The following is a 13,053-nucleotide window of genomic DNA, read 5'->3' as shown; positions in this document are numbered from 1 at the left end:
TGGCGGAGAGTTCTTCGGTGGCGCTGGCGATCTGCGTCGCGCCGTCGCCGATATGCCCGATCAGTTGCCTCAGGCTGCTGGCCATGGCGCTGACGCCATGCTGCAACTGGCCGATCTCGTCCGTACGCTGCACGTTGTCCTGATGGCTGAGGTCGCCGCTGGCGATGCGCTGCACGTTGTGCAGGGCGTTGCGCAGAGCCGGGACGATCTGCCGGGTGATCAGCGTTGCACCGGCGATCCCGAAAACCAGGGCCAGGCCCAGGCAGGTGAGCAGTATCCAGGCGGCATGACGGGTGTCTTCAGTGCGCTGCTGCATCTGGTTTTCATACAGCGCCAGGCAGTTCTCGACCATCGACAGCACCAGTTGCTGAGCCTGCTGCAGATCACCGTCGATGCGTTGCAGGGCGGCCTGGTGGGTGTCGAGCGTATCGCGGTAGGTGCGGATGGATTGCTCCATCGCCTGGAACAGCTCGGGCGGCGCATCGCTCAGCGTTTCCCGCAGGGGCTGGAGATTGGCAAGAGTCTTGTCGATGGCATCGACGGTGGACTGGTACTGATCCTTCTTGCCGCTGTAGCTATAGGCGCGTGTCTCGAAACGGGCGTAGAGGAACTGCATCTGGATGGTCTTCACCACCTTGTAGCGTTCGTGCGTGCCGAGCATGTCCTGCGTATCGTCGCTGACGTAGCCGTCGAGCTTGTCCAGTGCGGCGAGGGCCTGGTCGCCGCTGCTGCGGCGTTCGTTACGCGAGGTCGCGATCTGCTGGTAGGCCCCTTGCAGGTCTTGAATGATGGCCTGGTAGCTGGTCAGGGCCTGATCCATCTGGGCGATCCGCTGCCGGTTGGCGTCGGTCGTGAAGAAGCCGCGCAGGCCCGCCAGGTTCTGCTCGATGCTGGCGATCTTCTGCTTCAGCTCGCTGGCGCTCTTCTCGTCTCCACCGCTCTGCAGGTAGGCGGCGCGCGCCAGGCGCATTTCCGAGAGATCCTGCATCAGGTGGTTGACCGCGCTCATGCGATCCATGCGGTAGGACAGGTTGTTGATGGAGTCCCAGCCTGCCCAGAAGATCAGAAGGCTCATCAGCAGCAGCAGGCCGAAGCCCGTCATCAGTTTTCTGCCGACACTCAGATTGGCAAGCCAGCGATACATAGGACGCACTCCTGATTCGTGAGGGGGATGGGACGTCTCGTGCAACGCGCTGCGCGTTCAGGGGCAGGCATGCCGCGGTTCGGCTCCCCTTCGATCAGGAACCACCGGCGCATGGCGAGGTGGAGGTTTTGCGGAGGCAGGCAACGAGAAAAAGTCATGGGTGGTCGTTATTCTTTTCGGCAGCTCGAATGGCTGATCGGCGCCGTTTTATTGGGGTAGGACGTGAATCTGAGCCTGTGCGAGAACCTGGCAAGTGGCACGAGGGTGCTTGGGACTATGGCAGGGCGTTATAAATCCATCCAATGCATTTTTAATGGATTTTGTTTTGTTTTACGCATTAATTGGGCGCATGAAATTGCTTGCCGTCGCGTGTTGCCGCCGCTGTTCGAGCCGTTAGTCGCAATGAACGAACCAGGCCAAATTGCTCAGGTCATCTGCTTCAGGTTCCATGAAACCTGGCCAGGAGGGATGACCATGCTCGCGCAATTGCCCGCTGCATTTCGTGATCTGCAACTACCGCTGCGCCTGAAATTATGGGACGGCAAGCAGATCGATCTGGGGCCGAAACCCAGGGTGACGCTGGTGGTGAAAGATCCCGCGCTGGTCATGCAACTGGCTCACCCCAGCCTGGATGCGCTGGGCGCGGCCTATGTCGAAGGCCGGGTGGATCTGGAAGGCCCCATAGAAGAGGCGATCGAAGTCGGTGACGCGCTGAGCACGGCGCTGCTCGGTGATGAATCCACCTCCACCGAGTTGTACACCGTCCACGACAAGGGTAGTGACGCCGCCGCCATCAGTTACCACTACGACCTGTCCAATGAGTTCTACCGCCTGTGGCTGGATCGCGACATGGTCTACTCCTGCGCCTATTTCGAAACCGGCCAGGAAGACCTCGACCAGGCCCAGCAGGCCAAGTTGCGTCACCTGTGTCGCAAGCTGCGCCTGCAGCCAGGCGACAGATTGCTCGACGTCGGTTGTGGCTGGGGCGGCCTGGCGCGTTTCGCCGCACGCGAGTTCGATGTCGAGGTCTACGGCATCACCCTGAGCAAGGCGCAGCTGGAGCTGGGGTTGCAACGTGTGGCCGAGGAGGGGCTCAGCGAACGCGTCACCCTGGAACTGCTGGATTACCGCGACCTGCCGCAGGACGGACGCTTCGACAAGGTGGTCAGCGTCGGCATGTTCGAGCACGTCGGCCATGCCAATCTGCTGCTGTATTGCGAGCGTCTGTTCGGTGCGGTCAGACCCGGTGGCCTGGTGATGAACCATGGCATTACCTCGCGTTTCACCGACGGCCGCCCGGTGGCGCGTGGTGCGGGCGAGTTCATCGACCGCTACGTCTTTCCCCAGGGTGAGTTGCCGCACCTGGTGACCATCGCCAAGGCGATCAGCGAGGCCGGGCTGGAGGTCGTCGATGTCGAGAGCCTGCGTCTGCATTACGCGCGCACGCTGCAGTTGTGGAGTCAGGGCCTGGAGCGACAGTTACAGGCCGCCGCGCAGTGGGTGCCGGAAAAGTCGCTGCGCATCTGGCGTTTGTACCTGGCCGGCTGCGCCTACGGCTTCCAGCATGGCTGGATGAACCTGCACCAGATTCTCGCGGTGAAACCCTACGCGGACGGCCATCACGACCTGCCATGGAGCCGCGCTGACCTCTATCGCTGATGGGGTAACATGCGGCAGTCCTCGCCATCGAGCTGCCCATGTCCACGTTGCTGCAACGCCATCGCGTGCTCTTCACCGTCCTGCCGATTCTGGTCGGGCTGGTGTTGAGCGTGTGGCTCGCCGGGCGTTATGCCGAGCAGCGTGCATGGGTCGAACGCAGCCTGGAGGCGCGCGGTCAGCTGCAACTCTATGCGCAGTCGATTCGCACGCTGGTCGAGCGCTTCAACTCGGTGCCGGAGGTGCTGTCGCTGGACAGCGATATCCGCAGCCTGCTGCGTGCGCCGGAGGATCGCCACCTGCGCATGGCGCTCAACCTGCGTCTGGAGCGCCTGAACAAGGCGGCCGGTTCCACCGTTCTGTACCTGCTCGACACCCAGGGTGAGACGCTGTCGGCCAGCAACTGGCGCGACTGGAGCAGCTTCGTCGGCAACAACTACGCCTTCCGCCCCTATTTCCAGAATGCGTTGCGCGAAGGTGGTGCCCGTTACTTCGCCGTCGGTGTGACCACCGGCATACCCGGCTACTTCCTGTCCCATGTCGTGCGTGACGACGATGGCAGCCTGATCGGCGTGTTGGTGGTCAAGCTGGAGCTGGAGGAATTGCAGCGCGAATGGGTGGATCAACCCGGCGTGCTGCTGGTGGCCGACAGTCACCAGGTGGCGATTCTCAGCAATCGTCCGGCCTGGCGTTTTCGTACCTTGCAGGCACTGGACGATCAGGCGCGCGCCGAGCTGATCGACGTGCGCAAATACGCCGAGCAGGCGCTCAAGCCCTTACCCAGCCGTGTTCATCGCTATATCGACGACGAGACGGCCTGGACGCGCCTGGACGGCCCCGATGGGCCGCGCGATTACCTCTGGCAGCGGATGACGTTGCCCGATGAAGGCTGGACGCTGCATCTGCTCAGTGATCCCAGCAACCTGGCCGATGCTCGCCTCAGCTACAGCCTGGCGGCGGCCGGTGCCTGGCTGGCGCTGACTTTCCTGCTGCTGTTCCTCGCCCAGCGGCGCAAGAACCTGCGTCTGCAGGCGAACATTCGCGAGCGCCTGGAGCGCGAAGTGGAGTTGCGTACCGCCGAGCTGCGCCAGGCCCAGGAGGGCTTGGTGCATGCGGCCAAGATGGCGGCGCTGGGGCAGATGTCAGCGGCCATGGCGCATGAGATCAACCAGCCGCTGACCGCCTTGCAGATGCAGCTGGGCAGCCAGCGGCTGTTGCTCGAAAGCGGGCGGCCCGAGGCCATGCGCGAAGGCCTGCAACGCATGGATGGCTTGTTGCAACGCATGGCGGCGCTGACCGGGCATTTGAAGACGTTCGCCCGCAAGACCCCGGCCGGCCTCAGTGAGCGCTTGCGCCTGGGCGACGTGCTGGAGCAGGCGCTGCAATTGCTGGCGCCGCGCATTCGCAGCGAGCAGGTGGAGCTGCACGTCGAGGTGGCCGCCGATGCGTTGGTTCTGGGCGATGCCATTCGCCTGGAGCAGGTGCTGCTCAACCTGCTGCACAACGCGCTGGATGCGATGGTCGACAGCGAGCGGCGCAGCCTCGACGTGCGCATCGTGCGGCTGGGTGATGAGTGCCGCCTGATGGTCGAGGACAGCGGTGGCGGGATTGCCGAAGAGACCTTGGGCCACGTGTTCGAACCCTTCTTCACCACCAAACCGGTGGGTCAGGGCCTGGGCCTGGGTCTGGCGGTGTCCTATGGCATTGTGCGGGAACTGGGCGGCACGTTGAGCGCAACCAATGGTGAGCACGGCGCGGTATTCACCTTGAGCCTGCCGGCCGCGCCGTAGGGTGCGCCGTGGCACGGCAGCCATCGATGCGCCATGGGTTATGCCTCTGCGCTATGACATTACCGGTGCGCGCAGCGCACCCTACGGTCTGTCGCCGTTGCGCCGAGGGTGACGCTCGTCACACCCGGGGTTGCTCCCCTGGAATTCATCCGGGCTACACTGCCGCGGTTCATAACGGGAGGTGCCATGAGCGATCAGGTGATAGTGGTCGATGACGAAGCGGCGATTCGCGAGGCGGTTCAGCAGTGGCTGGAGCTGTCTGGCTTCGAGGTGCGCACCTGTAGCAGTGCCAGAGAAGCGTTGGCGCTGGTCGACCGCGACTATCCCGGTATCGTCGTCAGCGATGTGCGCATGCCGGGCAGCGATGGCCTGCAATTGCTGGACAAGCTGCTGCAAGTAGATGCCGACCTGCCGGTGATTCTGGTCACGGGCCATGGCGACGTGCCGATGGCGGTGCAGGCGTTGCGTCAGGGTGCTTACGATTTCATCGAGAAGCCCTTCACCCCCGAGCGTTTGCTCGATAGCGTGCGCCGCGCGCTGGACAAGCGCCGCCTGGTCTGTGAGAACCGCCAACTGCGTCGTCAGGTGGCCGACAAGGGCCGCATCGAAAACCAGCTGATCGGCATTTCCCGGCCGATGGAAAATCTGCGGCGGCAGATCCTCGAACTGGCCGGCACCTCGGTCAACGTGCTGATTCGCGGTGAAACCGGCAGCGGCAAGGAACGCGTCGCGCGTTGCCTGCACGACTTCAGCCCGCGTGCCGGCAAGGCCTTCGCCGCGCTCAACTGCGCAGCGATTCCGGAAACCATCTTCGAGAGCGAGCTGTTCGGCCACGAGAGCGGCGCCTTTACCGGTGCCCAGGGCCGGCGCATCGGGCGTATCGAGCACGCCGACGGCGGCACGCTGTTCCTCGATGAGGTGGAAAGCCTGCCGCTGGCGCAGCAGGTCAAGCTGCTGCGCGTGTTGCAGGAGAAAACCCTGGAGCGCCTGGGCTCGAACAAGAGCATCAAGGTCGACCTGCGGGTGATCAGCGCGGTCAAACCGGATCTGCAGGACGAGGTGCGCGCCGGGCGTTTCCGTGAGGATCTGCTCTATCGCCTCAACGTCGCCACCCTGCACATTCCGCCGCTGCGTGATCGCCGCGAAGACATTCCGTTGCTGTTCGAGCACTTCGCCGCCGAAGCTGCGCTGCGTCATGAGCGTGAGGCGCCGCCACTGCCACCGAGCGAGCTGGCGCGGCTGCTCAGCCATGACTGGCCTGGCAACGTGCGTGAGTTGGCCAACGCTGCCGAGCGTCATGCGCTGGGGCTTTCCAATTCGTCCTCGAACGAGCAGGTGGTGGATCAGTCACTGGCGCAGCAGATGGAGACCTTCGAGGCGCAATGCCTGCGCAACGCCCTGCTGCAATGCCAGGGCAACATTGCGGCGGTGATGGAGATGCTGCAACTGCCACGCCGCACCCTCAACGAGAAGATGCAGCGCCATGGCCTGAGCCGCAGCGATTACCTGCCTGGCGGCGAAGAAATATAGGGTGGCGTGGGGCGAACGCACCCTAGAACGGCGGTGTTCGCTCGGTGCGCATGGCGCACCCTACGGGAGCCTCTGCCATAAGCGGAATTTTGCCTATGGCCGCGTTCGAGGTCGGCGGAATCTTGCGCACCTCTCTCCGTGTTCGTTGTTGAAACCCCTCTGGCCCGGGGTTTTCCGGTTCTGGCATGACGCCTGCTAAAGGCTCTGTGTGCCTAGGTTCATGTCTGAGCCGGCAACCATAACAACAATGGAGATTTTCCCCCATGCGACTGACCAAGCGTCTGAGTCTGTTCGCCGCTGCCGCGGCCATCACTGCCAGCACTGCGGCCATTGCCGCTCCCACCTTCATCAACGTCCTCACCGGCGGCACCAGCGGGGTCTACTACCCGATTGGCGTGGCCATGTCGCAGATCTATGGCAACAACATCGAGGGCGCGAAAACCTCGGTACAGGCGACCAAGGCCTCGGTGGAAAACCTCAACCTGCTGCAGTCCGGCCGTGGCGAAATCGCCTTTGCCCTGGGCGACTCGGTGGAAGACGCCTGGAACGGCGTGGAAGACGCAGGCTTCAAGGCGCCGCTGACGCGCATTCGCGCCATCGCCGCGACCTACCCGAACTACATCCAGATCGTTGCCAGCAAGGAATCCGGGATCAAGACCCTGGAAGACCTGAAAGGCAAGCGCATCTCCGTCGGTGCACCGAAGTCGGGTACCGAGCTCAACGCCCGGGCGATCTTCGAGGCTGCCGGCCTGAGCTACAAGGACATGGGCCGTGTGGAATTCATGCCCTACGCCGAGTCGGTCGAGCTGATCAAGAACCGCCAGCTGGACGCTACCCTGCAGTCGTCCGGCCTGGGCATGGCGGCCATCCGTGACCTCGCGTCGATGGTGCCAATCACCTTCGTCGCCATCCCTGAAGAGGTCGTGGCCAAGATCGACAGCCAGGCCTACCAGGCCAAGGTCATCCCGGCCGGCACCTACGACGGCCAGGATCAGGACGTGCCGACCGCGGCCATCGTCAACCTGCTGGTCAGCCACGAGAAGGTCTCCGACGACGTTGCCTACCAGATGACCAAGCTGCTGTTCGACAACCTTCCGCGTCTGCGTACCGCCCATTCCGCGTCCAACGACATCAGCCTGGAAGCGGCTACCGAGGCGCTGCCGATTCCGCTGCACCCGGGCGCCGAGCGCTTCTACAAGGAAGTCGGCGTTCTCAAGTAACAGGGATGCCTGGAGAGCCGGATCGAGAGTCCGGCTCCCTTCGTCACCGTATCGGCGTCCGGTCGTTGCCTGGCGGTAATGACCCGCTGTTATTCCAGCTGCATCGAGAGTCTATCCATGAGCGATCATCCAGGTCTGACCGGTAACCCCAGTCAGTGGCCCAAGGCCGTGTTTTACGTCGCGATCCTGTTTTCGGTCTATCAGATCATCGGGGCCGCGTTCCATCCGTTCTCCAGCCAGGTGCTGCGTGCCGGGCACGTCGGCTTCGTGCTGCTGATGGTTTACCTGTGCTTCCCGTCGCACGGCCAAGGCCGGCCATGGGCTCCGGTGGCCTGGGCTCTGGGCTTGGCTGGTATGGGCACGGCGCTCTACCAGTGGTACTTCGAGGCGGATCTGATCCAGCGCTCGGGTGACCTCACCACCTTCGACATGGTGGTCGGCATCACCTTGCTGGTGCTGGTGTTCGAAGCGGCGCGACGGGTCATGGGCCTGGCCTTGCCGATCATTTGCGGTTGCTTCCTGGCGTATGGACTGTTCGGCGAGTATTTGCCGGGCGACCTGGCGCACCGTGGCTACGACCTCGACCAGATCATCAACCAGCTGTCCTTCGGTACCGAAGGGCTCTATGGCACGCCGACCTATGTGTCGGGTACCTACATCTTCCTGTTCATCCTGTTCGGCGCCTTCCTCGAGCAGGCCGGGATGATCAAGCTGTTCACCGATTTCGCCATGGGCATGTTCGGTCACAAGACTGGCGGCCCGGCCAAGGTATCGGTGGTGACTTCGGCCCTGATGGGCACCATCACCGGTTCGGGTGTGGCCAACGTGGTCACCACCGGCCAGTTCACCATTCCGCTGATGAAGCGTTTCGGCTACAAGGGCACCTTCGCCGCTGCCGTGGAGGCTTCGGCCAGCATGGGCAGCCAGATCATGCCGCCGATCATGGGCGCCGTGGCGTTCATTATGGCCGAGACCATCAACGTGCCATATGTGGAGATCGCCAAGGCGGCGCTGATCCCGGCCCTGCTGTGGTTTGGCTCGATCTTCTGGACCGTGCACCTGGAGGCTCAGCGCCTGAAGCTGACCGGCCTGCCGAAAGAAGAGTGCCCGGATCCGTTCGCGGCCATCAAGGAGCGCTGGTACCTGCTGATTCCGCTGGGCGTGCTGGTGTATCTGCTGTTCGCCGGTTTCACCCCGATGTTCTCCGGCACCGTGGGCCTGGCCCTGACCGCCATCGTGATTCTGGGCACGGCCATCGTCATGCGTGCCAGCAACCTGTGGCTGAAGATCGCCTTCTGGATCGCCCTGGGTCTGGTCAGTTCCGGCTTCCTCAAGTACGGCATCGGTGTGGTGTTCGGTGTGATCGGCGTGCTGGTTGCCGGCTGCTTCTACGTCAAGGGCGGCCGTGAAACCCTGCGCGCCTGCGTCTGGGCGCTGGCCGATGGCGCGCGCCATGCGGTACCGGTCGCCGTCGCCTGCATCCTGGTGGGTGTGATCATCGGCGTCGTGTCGCTGACCGGCATCGCCACCACCTTCGCGGGCTACATCATGGCCATCGGCGAGAACAATCTGTTCCTGTCGCTGGTGCTGACCATGCTCACCTGCCTGGTGCTGGGCATGGGCATTCCGACCATTCCCAACTACATCATCACCAGCGCCATCGCCGCGCCGGCGCTGCTGGAGCTGGGTGTGCCGCTGATCGTCTCGCACATGTTCGTCTTCTACTTCGGCCTGATGGCCGACCTGACACCGCCAGTGGCGCTGGCCTGCTTCGCCGCGGGTTCGATCGCCAAGGAAAACGGCTTGAAGATCAGCCTGTGGTCGGTGCGTATCGCCGCGTGTGGCTTCGTCGTGCCGTTCATGGCGGTGTACGACCCGGCGTTGCTGATGCAGGGCGACGACTGGGGCGCGATCATCTACATGTTGCTCAAATCGGTGTTTGCCGTGGGCCTGTGGGGCATGGCGGTGGTGGGCTACTTCTCGGCGCCGATGCGCGCGTGGGAACGCCTGCTGATCTTCGCCGCCGGTGCCTCGCTGGTGATCCCGGCCTCGGTATTCAGCTATGACCTGCTGGGCCTGTACAGCGTGACCACCGATGAAATCGGCTTCCTGGTCGCGGCGGTGGTCATCGCCCTGCACGTGCTGCGCGCTCGTCGCCAGCTGGCGCCGGCGGCCGCGTGATCGGATTGTGCCTGGGGTTGGCCGGGGTGGTCTGGGCAGAACTGCCCGTGCCGGCCTTCACCCTGGCCTGGACGCACACCATCGAGAAGATTCGCTGGGAAGAGGATTACCGCGTCACTGCCGAAGGCCTGGTTCTCGGTGAGGCGCGGGTCAAGGGTTCCGGCGCCGGTATGGAGATTCCCGACGGCGCCGAACTGCGCAATGGCAGCTGGCACTACCAGCGTCAGCTACCGCCTTTGCAACCCCTGCGAGTGGGGCGTACGCCCGAAGCCGGGGATTACCAACTGTGTATCGACCAGCGTTGTCGCCCGATGAGCGACTGGCTAGGCCCGCCACAAGCGAGCCAGCCAACGCTGGAACTCTGGAGCTGCGAGCTGGGCTCCGCCTCGTCTGACGCGAAGTAGGTTCGCCAGAGCGAACCAGGCTCCCGGCGCCACAAGCGTCGGTGGAAAAGAAGAGAACCCCCATATGGTGTGAGCCTGTGGGGGTTTTGTTCTTTATGCTGTCTAAGAACCTGTTCACGATCTGCTGCGCGTCGGCCATGCTGCGTTGAAACCAAGCTCAAAATGCTCATTTACAGCTTGTAAACTGTGCTTTTTCGCCTGATTTCGCCTTGCCTGGCTCTAGCTCGCGAGATCGTGAACAGACTCTAAGCTTTTTCAGACCCTTGCACTGGAGCACCACCATGCGTCGTCACACCCGTTGCGCCTTGTTTCTCACCTTCGCCCTGGCCCCAGCACTGGCCAGCGCCGTACAGCTGCAGCCCGGTGTCTGGGAGGTCAGCGCGCACAACATGCAAGTCGGCGGTCAGGCGATGCCGGGCATGGATCAGATCCTCGCGCAGATGAAGAACCTGCCGCCGGAGCAGCGCCAGATGATGGAAGGCATGATGGCCGAGCGCGGCGTGAAACTCGGTGCCGGCGGAGTGCAAATCTGCCTGACCGAAGAGCAGATCAAGGCGCAGGACATTCCCCTGCAGGATCCCAACTCCGGTTGTAACCAGCAGATCACCGAACGCAGCGGCAACCTGTGGAAATTCCGTTTCACCTGCCCGCAGGCTCAGGGTGAAGGGGAGACACGTTTCATCAGCGACAAGGAATTCACCACCCAGGTCAAAGGTACCTACAAAGGTCAGCCAAGCAGCATGGAGAGTCAGGCGCGTTGGATCGGGGCGGATTGTGCGGCGCTTAAATAAAACTGATATTGATTTGCAGATGTAATTTATTTGTATTGACGGGTGTAACGGCTTGTTGCGAGAATTTTGTCGATAATTATTAGCATTTGCAATGTGCGAGTGCGCCAGTGAGGCACCCAGCTGCAAAGGGACTATCCGCGGCTATCGACAGCGCATCAGGAGTACACCCCTTTGTTCAGCAAAAAGACCCACCTGGCTGTGGCCATCGCGGCTGCTTGCAGCTTTACCCAGGCCATGGCCGAGGAAACCAACCAGCTGGAGCTGGACGCCCAGACTGTCGTCGGCAGCAGTGCCGCCGCTGATCGCGACAGCTACCGTGCCCAATCGAGCAGCGCCGCGACCAAGCTGGATCTGACCCCACGGCAGACGCCGCAGGCGGTTTCCACACTCAGCGGCGCGCAATTGCGCGACTTCAATCTCACCAGCGTCAACGACGCGCTCAAGGCCGTGCCGGGCGTGCAGGTGCAGGAAGTCGAGACGGATCGCACCTATTACACCGCGCGTGGTTTCGACATCACCAACTTCCAGTACGACGGCATCTCCGTGCCGTTCGTCTATGGCAACGTCGAGGGTGATCTGGATACCGCCATGTACGAGCGGGTCGAGGTGATTCGCGGCGCCAACGGCCTGATCTCCGGCACCGGCAACCCTTCGGCGACCGTCAACTTCGTGCGCAAGCGCCCGACGGCAATCCCGCAGGCACGGGTCGACCTGACCGCCGGCTCCTGGGACAAACGCCGTATCGATACCGACGTATCCGGCGCGCTCAACGACGCTGGCACGTTGCGCGGCCGCGTGGTGTACGCCAACGAAAACAAGAACTCCTACCTCGACCGCTATTCGCGCGAGAAGAACATGTTCCATGGCGTGCTGGAGTTCGATCTGAATGACAGCACGATCTTCACCCTCGGCCACACCCTGCAGACCAGCGATGCCAACATCGCCGATGTGGGGGGCGCTGCCGTTGGTCTATCAGGATGGTGGCAAGACCAACTATTCGCGCTCCACCAGCACCGCCACTGACTGGGCTTATTGGGACAATCAGGAAAATCGCACCTTCGCCGAACTGGCGCATACCTTCGCCAACGGCTGGCAGGCCAAGACCGTGCTCACGCGTGTGGAGAAGAAGAGCGACGGTTCGATGTTCTACATCTACGGCACGCCCAATCGTGCGACCGGCGCCGGTCTGTATTCCTACCCTTCCGAGTACAAGGAAAAGAACACCCAGCTGATCGCCGACCTGCAGGCCAGCGGCCCCTTCAGCCTGGCCGGACGCGAGCATGAGGCGACGCTGGGTGCCAGTTGGTCGCGCTCCGAACTCGAGGATCGTTCCTGGTACGACTCGACTACCGGCACCATGCTGCCGCCACTGGAGGACTGGAGCGGCGATTACGCGAAACCGCGCAATGACAACGGCAGCGCCGGCAGCGATTTCACCGACCGCATGAAGAGTGCCTACGCTGCGGCACGCTGGAGCCTGACCGACGATCTGAGCCTGATCACGGGCGCCCGCGTGATCGACGTGAGGAGCAACGGCATCAACTACAGCCTGGCCAAGTCCTCGAAGAACAGTGGCAAGGTCGTACCCTATGCTGGCGTGGTCTACGACCTCACCGAACAGTACTCGCTGTACGCCAGCTATACCGAGATCTTCGATCCACAGACCAAGGTCGATATCACCGGCTCACGTCTGGCGCCGGTAGAGGGTGTCAACTATGAGGCCGGCATCAAGGGCGAGCTGTTCGACGACAAGGTCAACGTTGCCTTGTCGGTATTTCGCACCGAGCAGGACAACTTTGCCGAGCAGGCCGGTGTCATTGGGGGCGTGGCCTACTACCGCGCTATCGAAGGCCTGACCAGCGAAGGCTACGAGCTGGAGTTTTCCGGTGAACCGCTGGATGGGTTGCAGCTCAGCGCCGGCTACACCTTCGTCGACATCACCGATGCCGATGACGCGCATGCCGTGACCTACTCGCCGAAGCACATGGTCAAGGCCGCGGCTACCTATCGCGTACCGGGTATGGACAAGCTCAAGGTGGGCGCTGCCGTGCGCTGGCAGGACAGCATAAAAACCGCAGTACCGTTGACGGCCGATGATGGCCGCACTTCCATCGGCAGTGCCGACGTCACGCAGAAGGCCTACGCCGTAGTCGACCTGATGGCCAGCTACGACATCGACCCGAACTGGAGCGTGTCGGCCAACCTCAACAACCTCACCGACGAGAAGTACCTGAGCAGCCTGTACTGGACTCAGGCCTATTACGGCGCACCGCGTAACGTCAGTGCCACCCTGACCTGGAAGTACTGACTGGAAGGGCGGCCCTCGGGCCGCCCTGC

General features: G+C 62.8%; 7 protein-coding genes and 2 pseudogenes. 8 read left to right on the top strand and 1 reads right to left on the bottom strand.

The genetic code is table 11. The features are described from left to right. Positions 1-124: 124 nt before the first annotated feature. Positions 125-988, bottom strand: a pseudogene (locus HS968_RS26870) (methyl-accepting chemotaxis protein); the annotation flags it as partial. A 630-nt stretch (positions 989-1,618) separates the two neighbouring features. On the opposite strand from HS968_RS26870, the gene cfaB reads away from it, so the two are divergent. From cfaB to HS968_RS26865, 8 genes and pseudogenes are all read left to right on the top strand, one after another. After that, positions 1,619-2,803: a C17 cyclopropane fatty acid synthase CfaB gene (cfaB, locus tag HS968_RS25805; RefSeq protein ID WP_182369389.1), complete on the top strand. Its 1,185-nt coding sequence runs from the start codon at positions 1,619-1,621 to the stop codon at positions 2,801-2,803. Between the two features lie 38 nt (positions 2,804-2,841). Then, positions 2,842-4,590 (top strand): sensor histidine kinase, encoded by a 1,749-nt coding sequence (locus tag HS968_RS25800; RefSeq protein WP_182369387.1) that lies wholly within the window; start codon positions 2,842-2,844, stop codon positions 4,588-4,590. A 186-nt stretch (positions 4,591-4,776) separates the two neighbouring features. Next, on the top strand, positions 4,777-6,120 hold the full coding sequence (locus HS968_RS25795) for a sigma-54-dependent transcriptional regulator (RefSeq protein WP_182369385.1): 1,344 nt from the start codon (positions 4,777-4,779) through the stop codon (positions 6,118-6,120). A 263-nt stretch (positions 6,121-6,383) separates the two neighbouring features. Further along, positions 6,384-7,340, top strand: coding sequence for a TAXI family TRAP transporter solute-binding subunit (locus HS968_RS25790; protein WP_182369383.1), 957 nt, complete (start codon positions 6,384-6,386; stop codon positions 7,338-7,340). Positions 7,341-7,457: 117 nt separating this feature from the next. Beyond that, positions 7,458-9,521, top strand: coding sequence for a TRAP transporter permease (locus tag HS968_RS25785; protein WP_182369381.1), 2,064 nt, complete (start codon positions 7,458-7,460; stop codon positions 9,519-9,521). Next, complete coding sequence (locus HS968_RS25780; RefSeq protein WP_182369379.1) at positions 9,518-9,925, top strand: DUF1850 domain-containing protein; 408 nt, start codon at positions 9,518-9,520, stop codon at positions 9,923-9,925. The genes HS968_RS25785 and HS968_RS25780 overlap by 4 nt, the downstream gene beginning before the upstream one ends. Before the next feature lie 281 nt (positions 9,926-10,206). After that, the gene (locus tag HS968_RS25775; protein ID WP_119694969.1) at positions 10,207-10,716 is read left to right on the top strand and encodes a DUF3617 domain-containing protein; all 510 of its coding nucleotides are present in this window, start codon (positions 10,207-10,209) and stop codon (positions 10,714-10,716) included. Positions 10,717-10,887: 171 nt separating this feature from the next. Next, positions 10,888-13,024, top strand: a pseudogene (locus HS968_RS26865) (TonB-dependent siderophore receptor). Positions 13,025-13,053 lie beyond the last annotated feature (29 nt).

Source organism: Pseudomonas berkeleyensis (assembly GCF_014109765.1).
GTDB lineage: Bacteria > Pseudomonadota > Gammaproteobacteria > Pseudomonadales > Pseudomonadaceae > Aquipseudomonas > Aquipseudomonas berkeleyensis.
Note: the sequence above shows the minus strand (reverse complement) of the source record. Positions and strands in the feature narration are given on the sequence as shown.